Genomic DNA, 15510 nt, shown 5'->3' with positions numbered 1-15510 from the left:
GGAAAGCCCGCCCCACCCGGCGACACGGGACAGCACCTCTACGCCACCACACGAAAACCACTACCCAACAACACAACTCGGCATCACACCGAACCCACACCAATTACCACGCAAAATCCGGGCTAGGGGCTCTGTCGGGCGCGTGCCCGGCGCACCGCCTCGTCCACGAGTTGCTCGGCGACCGCCACGAGTTTGACGTTGTCAGCCTGACTCAGGCGCTTGAGCCGGTCGAAGGCGTCCTCCGCGCTGACACCGGAGCGGCTCCGGATGATCCCGATGGCCTGATCGATGACGGCGCGGTTGCCCAGGGCCCGCTGCAGCCGCTCGGTGCGCTCCCGTGCACTGGCCAGCAGTTGAGCGTTGTACACCGACGCCGCCGCCGGCACGGCAAAGCGGGTGCCCACCTCCACGGCGTGGTTTCCGAAGGCGTCGCGGGCACGGGCGTAGGCATTGATGGCCCCGATCACGCGATCGTCGATGATCAGGGGAAGCGACAGCGCCGAATGCACCGCCATCCGGGCCACTCGGCCGCCGAAGCGCGGCCAGCGGTCATCGCTGCCCAGCGAGCCGCTGACGGCGGCACGGCCGGTGCGCATGGAGGTGATGCACGGTCCCTCGCGTAACTCCTCGTACTGCACCCGGTCTATCTCGGCAATGAAACCTGATGTGGCCGAGGTCATTCGGACGTCCATCATGGATTGGCCCAACTCGGCCAACGTGATGCTGACGCCGTCGACGCCCGGTAGGGCGTGGGTGGCGAACTCTGCGACGGCGCCGAGCAGTTCCCTTGCGGGCCGGGCGTCGGCGACCAGGCTTGCCACGCCAGTCAGTGCCACGTACAAGTCGATCTCGTCGGCTTCGCGCTGCGCAGCCGACAGATCTGACTGCCTGGCCCGGCCGGGCTGTGCATCGAAATCAGCCATGCCCAATGGAGGATACTCCTCAGTTCACCAGCGAGAGCGCATGCGCACGCCGCAGCTTCCCTGACGGTGTCTTCGGGATGGTGCCGGGCTCCAGCACCACAACGTTGCGCGGTCGCACGTCGACCTCGGCGAACACCTCGTGGGCCACCTGCCGTTCGACGCGGCGCACCTCGGCTTCATCCTCGAAGTGTTTACACTCCACCGCGACTGCGAACGTCTCCCGCGACCGGCCGGCGTCCAGCCGTACCGCGACGGCGCATCCGGGCCGTACCCCGTCGACGCGACCCGCGGCACGCTCGATGTCGGTGGGATAGATGTTGCGGCCGGCCATGATGATGACATCTTTGAGACGCCCACAGATCACGACGTGGCCGGTCTCGGTCAGATAGCCGAGATCGCCGGTGTCGTACCACCCGCGCTCATCCTGAGCGCCGATGAAGCCGGCGACGGTGACGTAGCCCTTGGTCACCGGCTCGCCGCGGACCTCGATGACGCCGATACCTCTGGCGGGAAGCTCGGCGCCGTCTTCGTCGACGACCCGAATCTCGAGGCCCTGCAACGGTCGGCCCAGGGTGACGAGGCGGCGGGTGTGGCCCCGGCTCGCCGGGACCGCGCGGTGCAGCACGGCGAGCAGGTCGGCGTCCACTTCGTCGACGACCATGCCTCCGCCGCATTCGGAGAAGGACACGGCGACCGTCGTCTCGGCCATCCCGTAGGCGGGGATGACCGCCTCGGGTTTGAGGCCGAAGGGGGCACCGGCGGCGCAGAGATCCTCGACGTCGATCGGATCCACCTGTTCGGCGCCCGAGAGCGCCCATCGCAGTGAGGACAGATCGAATTCGCCCGGCGTCGCCTGCCGGCGCAACCGTCGTGCGAGCAGGTTGTAGGCGAAGTTCGGCGCGGCGGTCATCGTGCCCCGGTACTTGTCGATCAGCTTCGGCCACAACAAGATATCGCCGAGAAAATCCATCGGGGTGATCTTGACCAGCTCGGCGCCGAAGTACATCGGCACTGTCAGATACCCCGTCATCCCCATGTCGTGGAAGCACGGCAGCCAGCTGACGATCACGTCGGTGTCGAGGTCGAAGGCGCAGCCGGCGGTCATGGCCTCGGCGTTGGCGACGATGTTGGCATGGCTGATCTGCACGGCCTTCGGCGACCCGGTGGAGCCGCTCGTCAACTGCATCAGCGCGACGTCGTCGTCGTCGGTGTCGACGGGATCGATCGGCTCCCCGGCGAGCAGATCAGTGATGCTCAGCACGGTGATGCCCAGGCCGGCCAGTACTGGGGCGGCCGCCATGAAGGGATCGGAGATCACCACGGCCCTGGCCGAGATCATGCTGATCACGGCGGTGGTCTCGTCAGCCCAGCGGACCAGGTCGGTGCGCGGTGTGGGCTGGTGCAGCATCGTGACGCTGGCGCCGCGCATCCAGACGCCTTGAGCGGCAGGCGCGATCTCGACCGGCGCACCGGCCAGCATCGCGACCGCATCGCCGGCGTTGACGCCGGCCGCGGCCAGCCCGCCGGCGATCCTGCGCGCGCGCTGGTGCACTGCTGCCCAGGACTGCCGAAGCGGCGAGTGGGGCTCGCCGGTGTGGAAGCCCTTGGTACTTCGCTCGGCGTTGGCGAACATGGTTTCGGTGAATCGGCTCATAGACAGCCCTTTGCGGCTATAGCGCGCACGCGCTGGTGAATTGAGGGCATGGCCCACTTCGGGGAGCGGTGCCGCCGAGGCACGGACTCTTGGTATGTCGCACGCCGAGAAACGGACGGAGGGCGTCGTGCGTGGATCGGCGGGGATCAGGGTCGCCGCCGTGACGCTTCCGTGAGGCTGGATGGTCAACCTCGGTAAACCGTAGCGCGCCCGGCCTCGGTGTCGGGGCATTGGGCGCAACTGATCATCGGCGCGCCGGTCGAGCCGGTGCTCACCCTGCGCCATCGGGTAGTGTGAAGTCAACCCGCCGACGCGTGGTGCCGCTTCCTCGCACACCGTCGACCGGTTCCCGCACACTTCGGTTTCAGGGTCAGTCTCCGCGCCCTCAGCTGGAACGACTCTAGGACCCACCATGGCTGTCGCCGACATCGCCCATTACACCCATCTGAGCCCCGAGGACATCGAGAGTCTGGGACGCGAGCTCGACGAGATCCGCAGCGATATCGAGGAGTCCCTCGGTGGGCGCGACGCCGCCTATATCCGGCGGACCATCAAATTCCAGCGCGCACTCGACGTCGCGGCGCGCTTGCTGATCGCCACCACCCGCTCGACCGCCGGGTGGGTGGTGGGGACCGCCGCACTCGGCTTCGCCAAGAGCGTCGAGAACATGGAGATCGGCCACAACGTGTCCCACGGGCAGTGGGATTGGATGAACGACCCGGAGATCCACTCAAGCACGTGGGAGTGGGACATGGTTGCGGTGTCGTCGCAGTGGAAGCGGTCGCACAACTACCGCCACCACGTGTACAGCAACGTGCTCGGTATCGACGACGATCTCGGGTTCGGCGTGATGCGGGTGACCACCGATCAACCCTGGCGACGCAGGCATCTGCTGCAGCCGCTGCAGAACCTGTTCCTGGCACTGACTTTCGAATGGGGGATCGCCCTGCACGGCGTCGATCTGGAAAGCCCGCGGGATGAAAAGATTTCGCAATTCAAGTCTTTGGCAGGAAAGATCACCCGCCAGGGGATCAAGGACTACGTGCTCTGGCCGGCGCTGAGCGTCAAACGCTGGCGCAGGACCCTACAGGCCAACGTGGTCGCCAACCTGCTGCGCAACCTGTGGGCATACGTGGTGATCTTCTGCGGGCATTTCCCGAACGGCACCCAGAAGTTCGCCGCCGACGTGCTGGATAGCGAGACCAGGGCCGAATGGTACTTGCGGCAGATGCTGGGCGCGGCCAACTTCAAGGCCGGTCGGCTGCTGGGTTTTACCAGCGGCAATCTGTGCTATCAGATCGAACACCACCTGTTCCCGGACCTGCCCAGTAACCGCCTCGCCGAGATCTCGCGTCGGGTGCGCCCGCTCTGTGAGAAGTACGGCCTGCCCTACCTCACGGGGTCGCTGGCCCGCCAGTACGGGTCGACGTTGCGGATCATCCACCGACTGGCGCTGCCGGACCCGCCTGCCCTCGCCGAGAGTGCGCTCAGCGCGGGCTTTTCCGCGGAAGTCACACGCTAGGCGCACTCTCGGCGGGCTGCGCCTTCGGCCACGGCTGCGGCTTCGGGCGAGGACGCACATGCATCGGCCACCAGAACCAGCGGCCCATCAGCGCCGCGATGGACGGCGTCATCAGCGAGCGCACGACCAGGGTGTCGAAAAGCAACCCGAGCCCGATGGTGGTGCCGACCTGCCCGATCACGATCATGTCGCTGACCACCATGCCGATCATGGTGAACGCGAACACGAAACCCGCTGCGGTGACCACAGATCCAGTGCCGGCCATCGACCGGATGATCCCGGTGCCGAGCCCGGCGTGAATCTCCTCCTTCATCCGCGACACCAGCAGCAGGTTGTAGTCGGCGCCGACGGCCAACAGCACGATCACCGACATCGGCAACACCATCCAACCCAGCGGGATGCCGATGATGTGCTGCCATATCAGTACCGAAAGGCCGAAGGACGTCCCCAGACTCAGCACCACGGTGCCGACGATGACCGCTGCCGCCGCCACCGCTCGGGTCAGGATCACCATGATCAGGAAGATCAGGATCAGCGACGCGACAGCAGCGATCAGCAGATCGTAGTCGGCGCCCTGCTGCATGTCCTTGTACATCGCCGCGCTACCGCCGACATAGACCGTCGATCCCTCCAGCGGGGTGCCCTTGACGGCGTCGGCGGCGGCGATGCGCAACGGCTCGATCCGGGCGGTGCCGTCCTCGCTCAGCGGCTCACCCTGATGGAACACGGTGAAGCGCACCGCCTTACCGTCCGGTGACATGAACAGCTTGATCCCCCGCTGGAAGTCCGCGGTCTCGAACGCCTCCGGCGGCAGGTAGAAGGTGTCGTCATTGCGCGCCGTGTCGAACGCCTCGCCCATCGCCGTGCTGTCCTCCTGCATGGCGATGTTCTGATCCTGCTGCATCTTCTGCGCCTGATACTGGTTCAGCATGATCTGCTTCTGATTCTTCATCGTCTGGATCATCGCCGGCATCAGCGCCGCCATCTGCGGTGTCAGCTGCGCCATCCGCTCGATGTCGGGGACCAGTTCGGTGAAATCGTCGGACATCGTGCCGATGCCGTCGAGGCTGTCGAAGATCGAGCGCAGCGCCCAGCACATCGGGATGTTGAAACAGTGCGGCTCCCAATAGAAGTAGTTGCGGAGCGGACGGAACTGGTCGTCGAAATCTGCCAGGTGGTCACGAACTTCGGTCAGGTTCGCCGACGTGTCGCTCATCTTGTCGGCCATTCGGCGGGTGACATCGGCGAGTTCCAGGGTGATGCGTTGCATCTGTTCCATCGAGTCGATGGTCACCTGCATCTCGTTGGCCTGCTGGAGCGTGTTGTCCAGCACGGTCTGCTGAAAGTCGTTGTTCAGCAACTGGCCGGTGCCGCTCTGGCCCAGCGTGTACGCCAGCGACGCATGCTTGATGGGTTTGCCGTCCGGGCGGGTGATCGTGGTGACCGAGGCGATTCCGTGCACGCGGACCAGCGACTTGGCGATCTTGTCGATCACCAGGAAGTCGGCGGGGTTGCGCATGTCGTGATCGGATTCGACCATCACCAGGTCGGGGTTCATCTTGGCATCGGAGAAGTGCCGGTCAGCCGCGGCGTAGCCGACATTGGCGGGCACGTCATCAGGGAGATAGATGCGGTCGTTGTAGGTGGTGTGGTAGCCGGGCAGCGCGAGCAGCCCCACCAGGCACAGCACCATTCCCATCACGAGGATCGCTCCCGGCCAGCGCACCGTGGCCGCGCCGAGTCGCCGCCACCCTCGGGCACGGCCGTTGCCCCTCGGCTCCAACACTTTTCCGAACCGGGTGACGATCGAGATGAGCGCCGGCCCCAGCGTGAGCGCGGCGGCCACCACGATCGTCATCCCGATCGCGAGCGGGAAACCCATGCTCTGGAAGTACGGGAGCCGGGTGAAGTGCAGGCACGCCGTGGCCCCGGCGATCGTCATGCCCGAGGCGAGCACCACGTGGGCGGTGCCGTGGAACATGTCGTAGTACGCCGATTCCCGGTCCATGCCCGACCGCCGGGCTTCCTGATAGCGCCCGATCAGGAAGATCGCGTAGTCGGTGGCCGCGGCGATCGCCAGCGTCACCACCATGCTGGTGGCGAACGTGGTGAGACCGAACGCCTCGTGGTACCCGAGGAAGGAGACGATGCCGCGGGCTGAGAACAATCCGACGAAGACCATCGTCATGGTGACGAGCATCGTGACGACTGACCGGTAGATGATCAGCAGCATCACGATGATGATCGCGATCGTCACGCCTTCAATGGTTTTCATGCTGGCGTCACCGACGATGTTCTGATCGGTGGTGAGCGCCGCGGGACCCGTGACGTAGGCCTTGACCCCGTCTGGAGCCTGGTTCGATTCGACGATGTCACGCACCGCCCGAACCGATTCGTTGGCGAGCGCCTCGCCTTGGTCCCCGGCGATGTACACCTGGACGTAAGCGGCCTTGCCGTCGATGCTCTGCGCGCCGGCCGCGGTGAGCGTGTCACCCCAGAAATCCTGGACGTGCTGGACGTGGGTGGTGTCGGCGTCGAGTTCGCGGACGACCTCGTCATAGAACGCATGCGCGTCCGGCCCGAGCGGCTGCTCGCCCTCCACCACGATCATCACCGAGCTGGAGGTGTCGTACTCCTGGAACTTCTCGCCGACGTGCTTGGTCGCGATCAGTGCAGGCGCGTCGTTCGGGCTCATCGACACCGCACGCAGCTTGCCGACGTCTTCGAGCTGCGGCACGGCCGTGTTGAGGAACGCGACGATACCGATCCAGGCCAGGACGATCGGGATGGCGAAGGCGCGGATGAATCGCGGCAGCCGGGGCCGCGAGGTCGCCGCATGCCGCGTCGCCGGGATCGAATCGGTGGGCGCGTCGTCCGGGCTGTCGCCGGTCCGCCTGCTGAGAAGAGTCATGCTGCCTTCACCAGGCAGTACGTCGCGGCGTTCAACCCGTCGGCCGTCCTTTCGTCTTTGACCTCGTCATCGACGATGACCCGGCAGCCGATGGTGTGGCCGTCGCCCTGGGCCATGATGTTCGGCATCACGGACGGCAGCGTGGTCTCCAGCGTCAGCGACCAGGGCAGGGGCACCTCGCCGGTGCGCTGCGGCTTGCCGTCGAGGTCGACGTAGTTGATGGTCGCCGACGAGCCGGACCCGAAGACCTCGTACGTGACGACCTTGGGGTTGAACGACTCTGCGGTGTCGGCGTCCACCGGGGTCACGATCGCGCCGTCAGATCCGAACACGGAGCGCAGTTGCGACACGCTCAGCACGCCGACCGCCACCGCGGCCACCACCAGCATGGGCAGCCACACCCGTTTGACGACGGCGATCACCGTTTGCTCCGGAGGTGAGTGAGGTTGCCGTGCAGCGTCTTCCGGGAAGTTTCTGCGCACGCGGAAGGTGCAGGCAAGGTCGTGCCTTTCGACGAGGGACGCCGCGGACATCAGACGGCATGCGATCGTTAGGGAATCTAAGCCTGCAAGTGGATAGAGTCAATCCGGTTATTGTGTTTTGGTAAGGCACATCACTTAATTGGGCCGGTGATTGACAATTGCTGCTGTGGCGTGGGCAAGGATGCCGAGGCCGGCGGCTGCGGTCCGTAGACTCGCCGTCATGAGTGCTGGGGATCCGCAGGCGTCGGGCCTGCGCAAGGATGCCGAGCGCAACCGGCGACGGATCATCGAAGCAGCCCGCGAGCTGTGTGCCACGCGCGGGCTGGAGGCCACGCTCAACGAGGTCGCCCACCACGCCGGTCTGGGTGTCGGCACGGTGTACCGGCGCTTCCCGACCAAGGAGGCGTTGTTCGAGGCGATCTTCGAGGACGGCATCGACCAGCTCGTGGTGTTGGCCGAGTCCGCACTGGACGCCGAGGACTCGTGGGAGGGATTGTCCAGCTTCGTCTGGCAGTTTAGCGAGATGACCGCGACGGACCGCGGCTTGCGCGAGATCGCGTTCAGCAGGGCGTCCTGCGGAGGGCGGGTGGACGCGGGCCGAACCCGGCTGCATCCGCGGATCTCGAAACTCGTCGAGCGGGCCAAACGCGACGGGTATCTGCGTCCTGAGGTATCGGCGACGGATATGCCGCTGCTGGGCTTGATGGCAGGCGCAGTGAGCGAGTATTCGGCCGAGGTGTCGGCCGACCTGTGGCGACGTTACGTCGCGATCCTGTTGCAGGGCTTGCGATGTCACACGGGGCAGGACCGGTTGCCGGTCGGCGCTTTGACTCAGGCCGAGTTGGAGGCCGCGATGAACCGCTGGCCGCCCACTGCTGTGGTGGAGCCGTAGTCGCCGGGCCCTCGGTGCGCCCGTGCTGGTCCGGCAACCGGTATGGCGGTATCTGGGAAACAAAGACCCCCGCGCCAAATGTTGCGCCGAACCCCTCCGAAGCTGAGGGAGAATCAACCCTTGTGCTGCCTTCCCGCTCAACGCTGCAAAGCTGGGACCCGGACGCGTTGAGCGCGAGCGGGGGCGCGGTCGATTCCAGCGGCACATCGGTTGGCGCGGCGGTATCCGGCATCGACGACGCGGTCAATCGGCTTCCCGAGGTCAAAGGATGGTCGGGAGATGCACATGACGCGGCGACCGGGATGTTCGGCCGCGCCGACATCAAGGCACAGCAATTCACCGACTACGCGAAAGCAGTGGCGGCAGCACTGAAAAACGGCGCCAACACGATCGGCGGTGCCCGGGCGGCGCTGCTGGCCAAGGCTGACCAGGTAGATGCCGGCCCGCTCAACGTCACCGACCAGTGGGTCGTGCTCATCGACCCGATGATGACGTCGGAAGAGGAGATGGCGAAACTGCAGGCCCTGGCGATGCAGGAACAAGGAGAGATCAACACGATGCTCGGCGCGGTGGGAGACGCCGACAACGCGACCGCCGACGCGATCATCGCGGCGGGCAAGGAGGCCGGTTTCGTGGAGCCCGGTCCGCCGGCCGATCTCGGGGGCCTGCTGCTGCCGACAGCGCAGCGCCCGCCCGACCAGGTGCCCGATCCGCGCAATCCCCTCGGATTGGCAGGTCAGGAGGCGATCCGCGCGGCCGATCAGCAGCAGCACATCCGCGAGGTCGTTTACTCGACGAACCGGTACGGCGAGGAGGTGACGACGGTGATCAAACAGGACGGAAGCAAGGCGATCACCACGCGGATGGATCCGTTCGAGTGGCCGAGTAAACAGAACTTCTTCCAGATGGAGGAGTTCGACAAGAACGGTGACTTCATCGCCAGGACGAGTTCCTGGCACGACCTGGGCAACGACTGCGACTACACCACCATCGCCTACGCGGACGGTTCGCATCTGACGATGTCGATGGATCCGACGGGCTACCGGACGGCCGGTTTCACGACGCCGGACGGACGGCACAGCGCCGTGCCGGTCGAGCTGATCGACAACCTTTCCATCGCGACCACAACAGGCATGGGCGGCCTGGAGAAGCACATCGCCCGCGGCGGTTCGCTGCCGATGCTCACCGCCGAGTCGGTCGACAACATCGGCAAGGCGATGAAGTTCGGCGGGCCGGCGCTGAGCGCGGCGACCACCGTGTTCGACATGGTGATGGCGGAGTCGGGGAAAGACCGCTGCATCGCGCTTGTCGCCGGTGTCGCCGGCGGAAGCGGGGGCTGGGCTATGGCCGAAGCCGGGGCTGCTATCGGCGTGCTCGGCGGTCCCCTCGCGCCGTTGACCGTCCCGCTCGGGGCAGTCGTGCTCGGTGGCTTCGGTGCCGCCGGAGGCATGGAAATGGGCAAGTTCATCGGTGAGGTCGTATGTCCGTACTAGAACTGCCGGAGCCCGTGGAATGGCGGCGTGGCAGCAGGTTTGCCGTCGTCGCGATCTCGGCGTGCGTCGGCTTCGCTTTTGCTTACCTTGGTCTCGGAGTGACAGCTTCAACACGAGGTAGCTATCTCACGTTGGCGGTCACACTAGGTTTCTTCGCCTTTCTGATCCTGTTCGCTTCCGCGATCCTGCTGGTGATTTTGCGACGAACTACACTGCGTACAGCCAGTAAGGCAACAGGATTCACCGTATTGCTGGACCGACGTACCAGCAATCTGATAGTCACTGGTGTAGTGGCGGCCGTACCAAGTCTGCTGATCTTCGTGGTGGCTGCGCCGGTGGGTGCAATCGAGTTCGCGGAAACACGAGCTTTGCGCACGGTGTGGGTGGGGGCCGCAGCGGCGGTGTTGTGCACGATGGTCTGGGGATTGATCACAGCTTGGCGTCGACGCGGATTCGGCCATCTCACGTTGACTCCGGCAGTGATCGAGAACTCCGACATCCGTTCAGTGCGAATCTTCGAATGGGACAACGTCGTTGACGTTACCGCTCACGCGGAGTCGCGGCGAGCACCTCGTGCGGTCGTACTTCGATTACGCGACGGCGGCGAAGAGATCATTGGCATGGCTGACCTCTACGTGCCCGGCGGTGCCGGACTGTATTGGCTGGTGCGCCATTACTGGAAACATCCCGAGGACCGCAGTGAGTTGGTCGACGGTCGCGCTCCGAAACGGTTGGCCGAGGGCAGGTTCGACCTGTCCGCCTGATCGCCGAGATCGCCTTGGCGGCGGAGGTTTACCACCAACCGCGACCCTCACCGCGATCTCAATGAGGGGGGTGGTTATGCCTGGCGGGTGCCCCGCGGTTCGGGTACGACGAGCACCGGCCGGCCGTGGCGGTGGGTCAGCTGGCGAGACACCGATTCCCCGGCGAGAGATTCGAGGAAGGAGTGCATGCCGCCGCGCTGTGCGCCGACGACGATCATCAGCGCGTCGGTGGATTCGGCAAGCTCGGCGAGGGCATCGCTGGGCCGTCCCCGGGTGTCGTGGTACGTCCACGTCGTATCCATCCCGTCGAGCAGGCTGCGAGCGGTGGTCTCGACATCGGCGAGCCGCTGATCGAGCTGCTCCTCCCAATCGCAGGCGTCCGGATCGACGGGGAGATCTTCGGCGTCGGCCACATGCACCACGTGCAGATGGGCACCAAGGCGGGTCGCAAGGTCGACCGCGCACCGCAACGCCGAGGAACTCGTCGGCTGCAGGTCCCAACCCAGCACCAGCTGCGGCGAGTTCGTCGGGCGCTGCCCGGAGGTGACGTCGCCGGTCACTCCGCCTCCTTCATCGGTCATAGTGCCCACACCAGACCCAGGCCGGCCAGGCACGCCAGCACCGAGGCGAGCAGCGAGCCGAACGCGTTCATCAGGGCGCGCCAGCGAGCCTTCTGCTGGATCAGTCGAACCGTCTCGAAGCTCGCTGTGCTGAACGTCGTGTAGCCCCCGCAGAAGCCGGTGCCGATCACGGTCTGCCACGCCGCGGGCTGCCCGTGGAACAGCACGGCCGCGGCCAGCACGCCGAGCAGAAACGACCCCGAGACGTTGATCCCGAAGGTGGCCCACGGGAACGGGGTGGGCCACCGGCGTTTGACGGCGGCATCGAGGACGAACCGGGTCACCGCGCCGAGCGCACCGAAGAGCAGGGTGAGCGCCGCAATCATGCCGCTGCCCTACGTCGATGGACCTCCGCGGCTGTCACGATGCCGAGCCAGGCCATCAGGGTTCCGATGATGACGCTGGCCACCCCGTAGGAGACCGCCGTGACGAGTTGATGGTGCGTTGCCGACATCGATACCTCCAACGACAACGTGCTGTATGTGGTGAAGGCCCCGCACCCGCCCGTGCCGGCGAACAGTCGGGCGCGGCGGCGCCAGCCGGCGTCCTCGCCGGCGCGGGCCAGACCCTCCAGCAGGGCGCCCAACAGGAACGCGCCGACGAGATTGACCAGGAACGTTCCCCACGGCCAGTGCGCCGGGTCGTGAGGCAACAACTTCTCCACCCAGTACCGGAGGCCGGTGCCGATGATCCCGCCGCCGAACACCCACAGCAGAGCAATCGGTTGCAGATGCAACGGCCTGCGTGTGGGCGCATCCGCCGTGGGCGGCGCGGCACCATCGGTATCGGGTGCGGCATCAGGGTCGGTCGGCAGTTCCGCGTGCGAATCCGGTCGACGATTCTCGGGACCGGCCGGCGGCGGGCTCATCGACGCTGCCGAAAAATGTCAGCCACCGCAGGCGAATTCGCGGCAGTAGCCGGGCGGATGGACGGCGGAACGACGGACACGGGCAGCTCCCAACGATCAGATCGATTGGTAGGAACTATCAGCCCGCGGGCGGTTCGAGCGTCGTTCGCTCCGGCGAGATCCATCACCGTACGACTGCACCATACCGAGCGCGACGAGGCCGGGCCATTGCGAATCTGGGCCACCCGGTCGCCGAGATCGCGTCCGCTGTGGTGTTGTCCCGCGGTTTTCCGCGCTGCATGCAATTTCGGCAAAGGAGCGAGGGGCCCGGTTTGATCCAGATCACAGTCTGGGTACGTGACGGGAATGGAACGGCTGAGTGGCCTTGATGCGGGTCTTCTGTACAGCGAATCAGCCACCGTGCCGCTGCACGTGTGCGCGGTGGTCGAATTGGACACCTCGTCGGTGCCGGGCGGCTACAGCTTCGCGCGTTTCCGCGACGAGCTGGCCAAGCGGATCCCCGCCGTTCCGGAGTTCCGGGCCAAGCTCGCCGACAGCGACCTGAACCTCGACCATCCGGTGTGGGTGGAGGACAAGGACTTTGACCTGTCCCGCCACCTGAGCCGCATCGCGCTGCCCTCGCCTGGAGGGCGGGAGGAACTCGCCGAGGTCTGCGGCCACATCGCGTCGGTTCAGCTGGATCGCAGCAAACCGCTGTGGGAGATGTGGGTCATCGAGGGCGGTGCCCAGCCCGACACCCTGGCGCTGATGATCAAGGTGCATCACGCCGCGGTCGACGGCGTATCGGCGGCCAACCTGCTCAACCAGCTGCTCGACGTCGAGCCCGATGCGCCGCCGCCCGACCCGGTCGACGGGCCCGGGAACCCCTCGACGCTGGCGATCACCGTCGACGGGCTGGTGCGCTTCGTCACCCGTCCGCTGCAGTTCGCCCGGGTGCTCCCGGAAACTGCCGCGATGCTAGCCAAGACCGTCAACCGTGCGGTCACCGGCAATGCGATGGCCGCGCCGTTCACCGCGCCGACCACGCGGTTCAACGACCGGATCACCTCCGAGCGCACCATCGCGCTCGTCCAGCTCGACCTCAACGACGTCAAGAAGGTGAAGAACCACTTCGGCATCAAGGTCAACGACGTCGTGATGGCACTGTGCGCCGGCGCGTTGCGCGGCTTCCTGGCCGACCGCGGCGAACTCCCCGCCAAGCCGTTGATCGCCGTCGTCCCGGCATCGGTGCACGGCCAGTCCGACCGGCCGGGCCGCAACCAGCTCTCGGGCATGTTCTGCAACCTGCACACCGATATCAACGACCCGGTCGACCGCGTGCAGGCGATCGCCGAATCGAACCTGAAGGCCAAGGAGCACAGCGGCTCGCTGGGCCCCACCCTGTTGGTCGACCTGGCGCAGAGCATCTCCCGCGCCGGCTATGCGTGGCTGCTGGGGCTGCTGTCGCGCACCCCGTTGACCAAGACCGCGATCCACAACGCCGTGATCTCCAACGTCGCCGGACCGCCGGACACCCTGTACAGCTGCGGTGCGCGCGTCACCGCGCTGTATCCGCTCGGCCCGATCTTTCACGGGTCCGGGCTCAACATCACGGTGATGTCGCTGGCCGACAAGCTCGACGTCGGCATCATCTCGTGCCCGAAACTGGTCGACGACCTGTGGGACCTCGCCGACCGGTTCGACGCCGAGCTGAAGGAGCTGCTCAGCTGCTGTTGACCCCCCCGCCCGATTAGGCGGCGCCGCGATGGGGAAGCCTATTCGGCGCTGTCGGTCGATGACGGAAGGATTGCATGTGAGCACCCCGAAAGGAGGCTCTCGGCTGGGGACCCGGTTCGGGCCCTACGAGCTGCAGTCGATCATCGGGGTCGGGGGGATGGGCGAGGTGTACCGCGCCTACGACACCGCGCGTGAGCGCATGGTGGCGATCAAGCTGCTGCGCCCGGAGATGGCGGCCGACCGCAGCTTCCAGGAACGCTTCCGCCGGGAGTCCCGCGTCGCGGCCCGGCTGCAGGAACCGCACGTCATCCCGGTGCACGACTTCGGTGAGATCGACGGCGTCCTCTACATCGACATGCGCCTGGTCGAGGGCGCCAGCCTCAAAGAGGTGCTGCGCGCCGAGGGGGCGCTGCCGCCGGCGCGGGCGGTGGCGATCCTGCGCCAGGTCGCCGCGGCGCTGGACGCCGCGCACGCCGACGGGCTGATCCACCGCGACATCAAGCCGGAGAACGTGTTGCTGACCCCGGACGACTTCGCCTATCTGGTCGACTTCGGCATCGCCCACGGCGGCGGGGAGGCGTCGGTGACGTCGACGGGCCTGGTGGTCGGGTCGAGCGCGTACATGGCGCCGGAGCGGTTCAGCGGGGAGCGCGGCGGTCCGGCGTCGGATGTGTACTCGCTGGCGTGCTTGCTGTACGAGTCGCTGACGGGCCGGGCGCCGTTCGAGGCCGCCGACGTCCGACAGGTGTGGAGCGCGCACATGTTCGCGCCGCCGCCGCGGCCGAGCATTATGCGCCGCGGGGTCGGCCGCGCGTTCGACGACGTGATCGCCCGCGGCATGGCCAAGCAGCCGCGCGACCGCTACGCGACCGCCGGCGAGTTGGCGCGGGCCGCCGCGGCGGCCGCCGACGGCGCCCCGAGTGCGGAGTCGGCGGAGCCGAGTGGGGCGGCGAGTGCACCCCCGGTGGTGCGGACGACGCCGCCGCCGTCGACGCGGCAGTTCTCGTCGGCCTACCCCACCTCGCCGCCACTGCCGCCGCCCGCGCCACCGGGCAAGCGGTTCAGCCGCGGGCAGGTCGCGCTGGTGATCGCGACCATCGTGTTGTTCACCGCCGCGCTGGTGCTGGCTGCGGTGCTGGTGTTCACCGGCGGCAACTCGGGGACCTCGACGCCGCGGATCGCCGCGCCGCCGTCCTCGCCGTCCTCGACGGACCCCACCACCACGACGACGCGCTCCGCCGTGGAGGGGGTGTCTGGCACGGATTCGCAAGGCTTCGTGGGCCATACGGCGCGCTGCGATTCGGAAAGCACGCCGGCGGCGCTGATCCGGACCTCGCTGTCGCTGGCGGTCATCTGCGAGACCAGCGACGGTGACTTCTACTACCGCGGCGAGCGGTTGCGCGACGGCGCGAACCGCGAAATCCGTGGCGCACAACGCTCCGGTGACGGATTCACGGTCACCGGGTCGGACGGGGCGCGCTATGACGTGCAGCCGGACCGGTTGACGATTTCAAGCGGCGGCAGCGTGGACTCAGCGGAGCCGGCCCTGGAGTACGGCGCAGCAGAGTGACCTCACGCCAGGCCAACCTAGTGCCGAGATCGCATCTACCGCGCACTCTTCTCGAATCTTGCCGCGCCAGGCGCAATCTCGGCACCAGACCCGAG

Annotated in this window: 13 protein-coding genes and 1 riboswitch; of the genes, 6 read left to right on the top strand and 7 right to left on the bottom strand. The window is 66.7% G+C overall.

Features of this window, described 5'->3' with window-relative positions:
* Positions 1–122 precede the first annotated feature (122 nt).
* Both ACTWP6_RS26510 and ACTWP6_RS26505 read right to left on the bottom strand, forming a co-directional pair.
* Positions 123–923 carry a GAF and ANTAR domain-containing protein gene (locus ACTWP6_RS26510; RefSeq protein WP_443189259.1) on the bottom strand — a complete coding sequence of 267 codons (801 nt, stop codon included), beginning with the start codon at positions 921–923 and terminating at the stop codon, positions 123–125.
* A gap of 19 nt (positions 924–942) precedes the next feature.
* Entirely contained in the window at positions 943–2577 is a 1635-nt protein-coding gene (locus tag ACTWP6_RS26505; protein WP_260757025.1) for a fatty acyl-AMP ligase, read from the bottom strand.
* A 412-nt stretch (positions 2578–2989) separates the two neighbouring features.
* Between ACTWP6_RS26505 and ACTWP6_RS26500 the strand changes: the two genes are divergently transcribed.
* Complete coding sequence (locus tag ACTWP6_RS26500) at positions 2990–4099, top strand: fatty acid desaturase family protein (RefSeq protein ID WP_443189258.1); 1110 nt, start codon at positions 2990–2992, stop codon at positions 4097–4099.
* Here ACTWP6_RS26500 and ACTWP6_RS26495 read toward each other — a convergent pair.
* Together ACTWP6_RS26495 and ACTWP6_RS26490 are read right to left on the bottom strand one after the other, a co-directional pair.
* On the bottom strand, positions 4089–7010 hold the full coding sequence (locus ACTWP6_RS26495) for an MMPL/RND family transporter (protein WP_443189257.1): 2922 nt from the start codon (positions 7008–7010) through the stop codon (positions 4089–4091). The genes ACTWP6_RS26500 and ACTWP6_RS26495 overlap by 11 nt on opposite strands.
* Positions 7007–7432, bottom strand: coding sequence for an MmpS family transport accessory protein (locus tag ACTWP6_RS26490; protein WP_443189256.1), 426 nt, complete (start codon positions 7430–7432; stop codon positions 7007–7009). The genes ACTWP6_RS26495 and ACTWP6_RS26490 overlap by 4 nt, the downstream gene beginning before the upstream one ends.
* Before the next feature lie 280 nt (positions 7433–7712).
* Here ACTWP6_RS26490 and ACTWP6_RS26485 point away from each other — a divergent pair, with 280 nt between their 5' ends.
* The 3 genes from ACTWP6_RS26485 (at position 7713) to ACTWP6_RS26475 (ending at position 10641) form a co-directional block, all read left to right on the top strand.
* On the top strand, positions 7713–8384 hold the full coding sequence (locus tag ACTWP6_RS26485) for a TetR/AcrR family transcriptional regulator (protein ID WP_443189255.1): 672 nt from the start codon (positions 7713–7715) through the stop codon (positions 8382–8384).
* A 122-nt stretch (positions 8385–8506) separates the two neighbouring features.
* Positions 8507–9877: a hypothetical protein gene (locus ACTWP6_RS26480; RefSeq protein WP_443189254.1), complete on the top strand. Its 1371-nt coding sequence runs from the start codon at positions 8507–8509 to the stop codon at positions 9875–9877.
* The gene (locus tag ACTWP6_RS26475) at positions 9865–10641 is read left to right on the top strand and encodes a hypothetical protein (protein ID WP_443189253.1); all 777 of its coding nucleotides are present in this window, start codon (positions 9865–9867) and stop codon (positions 10639–10641) included. The genes ACTWP6_RS26480 and ACTWP6_RS26475 overlap by 13 nt, the downstream gene beginning before the upstream one ends.
* Before the next feature lie 74 nt (positions 10642–10715).
* Here ACTWP6_RS26475 and ACTWP6_RS26470 read toward each other — a convergent pair whose 3' ends face one another.
* From ACTWP6_RS26470 to crcB (ACTWP6_RS26460), 3 genes are read right to left on the bottom strand one after another with little or no spacing between them, the layout of a single operon-like run.
* Positions 10716–11222: a universal stress protein gene (locus ACTWP6_RS26470; protein WP_443189252.1), complete on the bottom strand. Its 507-nt coding sequence runs from the start codon at positions 11220–11222 to the stop codon at positions 10716–10718.
* Entirely contained in the window at positions 11219–11587 is a 369-nt protein-coding gene (gene crcB / locus ACTWP6_RS26465) for a fluoride efflux transporter CrcB (protein ID WP_443189251.1), read from the bottom strand. Before crcB (ACTWP6_RS26465) ends, ACTWP6_RS26470 begins: the two co-directional genes overlap by 4 nt.
* On the bottom strand, positions 11584–12129 hold the full coding sequence (gene crcB, locus ACTWP6_RS26460; protein WP_443189250.1) for a fluoride efflux transporter CrcB: 546 nt from the start codon (positions 12127–12129) through the stop codon (positions 11584–11586). Before crcB (ACTWP6_RS26460) ends, crcB (ACTWP6_RS26465) begins: the two co-directional genes overlap by 4 nt.
* Before the next feature lie 102 nt (positions 12130–12231).
* Positions 12232–12306: riboswitch (Fluoride riboswitch) on the bottom strand.
* 168 nt (positions 12307–12474) lie between these two features.
* Here crcB (ACTWP6_RS26460) and ACTWP6_RS26455 point away from each other — a divergent pair.
* Complete coding sequence (locus ACTWP6_RS26455; RefSeq protein ID WP_443189260.1) at positions 12475–13845, top strand: WS/DGAT/MGAT family O-acyltransferase; 1371 nt, start codon at positions 12475–12477, stop codon at positions 13843–13845.
* A 76-nt stretch (positions 13846–13921) separates the two neighbouring features.
* Complete coding sequence (locus ACTWP6_RS26450) at positions 13922–15415, top strand: serine/threonine-protein kinase (RefSeq protein ID WP_443189249.1); 1494 nt, start codon at positions 13922–13924, stop codon at positions 15413–15415.
* The last annotated feature ends 95 nt before the right edge of the window (positions 15416–15510 follow it).

The sequence above is a fragment of the Mycobacterium sp. 4D054 genome (assembly GCF_052245755.1).
Taxonomy (GTDB): Bacteria; Actinomycetota; Actinomycetes; order Mycobacteriales; family Mycobacteriaceae; genus Mycobacterium.
The sequence above is the reverse complement of the archived record's forward strand: the minus strand, read 5'-3'. Positions and strand labels throughout refer to the sequence as shown.

Coding starts and splice junctions, on each gene's coding strand:
- ACTWP6_RS26510 (WP_443189259.1), bottom strand. CDS start 923: ATGGCTGATTTCGATGCACAGCCCGGCCGGGCCAGGCAGTCAGATCTG.
- ACTWP6_RS26505 (WP_260757025.1), bottom strand. CDS start 2,577: ATGAGCCGATTCACCGAAACCATGTTCGCCAACGCCGAGCGAAGTACC.
- ACTWP6_RS26500 (WP_443189258.1), top strand. CDS start 2,990: ATGGCTGTCGCCGACATCGCCCATTACACCCATCTGAGCCCCGAGGAC.
- ACTWP6_RS26495 (WP_443189257.1), bottom strand. CDS start 7,010: ATGACTCTTCTCAGCAGGCGGACCGGCGACAGCCCGGACGACGCGCCC.
- ACTWP6_RS26485 (WP_443189255.1), top strand. CDS start 7,713: ATGAGTGCTGGGGATCCGCAGGCGTCGGGCCTGCGCAAGGATGCCGAG.
- ACTWP6_RS26475 (WP_443189253.1), top strand. CDS start 9,865: ATGTCCGTACTAGAACTGCCGGAGCCCGTGGAATGGCGGCGTGGCAGC.
- ACTWP6_RS26470 (WP_443189252.1), bottom strand. CDS start 11,222: ATGACCGATGAAGGAGGCGGAGTGACCGGCGACGTCACCTCCGGGCAG.
- crcB (WP_443189251.1), bottom strand. CDS start 11,587: ATGATTGCGGCGCTCACCCTGCTCTTCGGTGCGCTCGGCGCGGTGACC.
- crcB (WP_443189250.1), bottom strand. CDS start 12,129: ATGAGCCCGCCGCCGGCCGGTCCCGAGAATCGTCGACCGGATTCGCAC.
- ACTWP6_RS26455 (WP_443189260.1), top strand. CDS start 12,475: ATGGAACGGCTGAGTGGCCTTGATGCGGGTCTTCTGTACAGCGAATCA.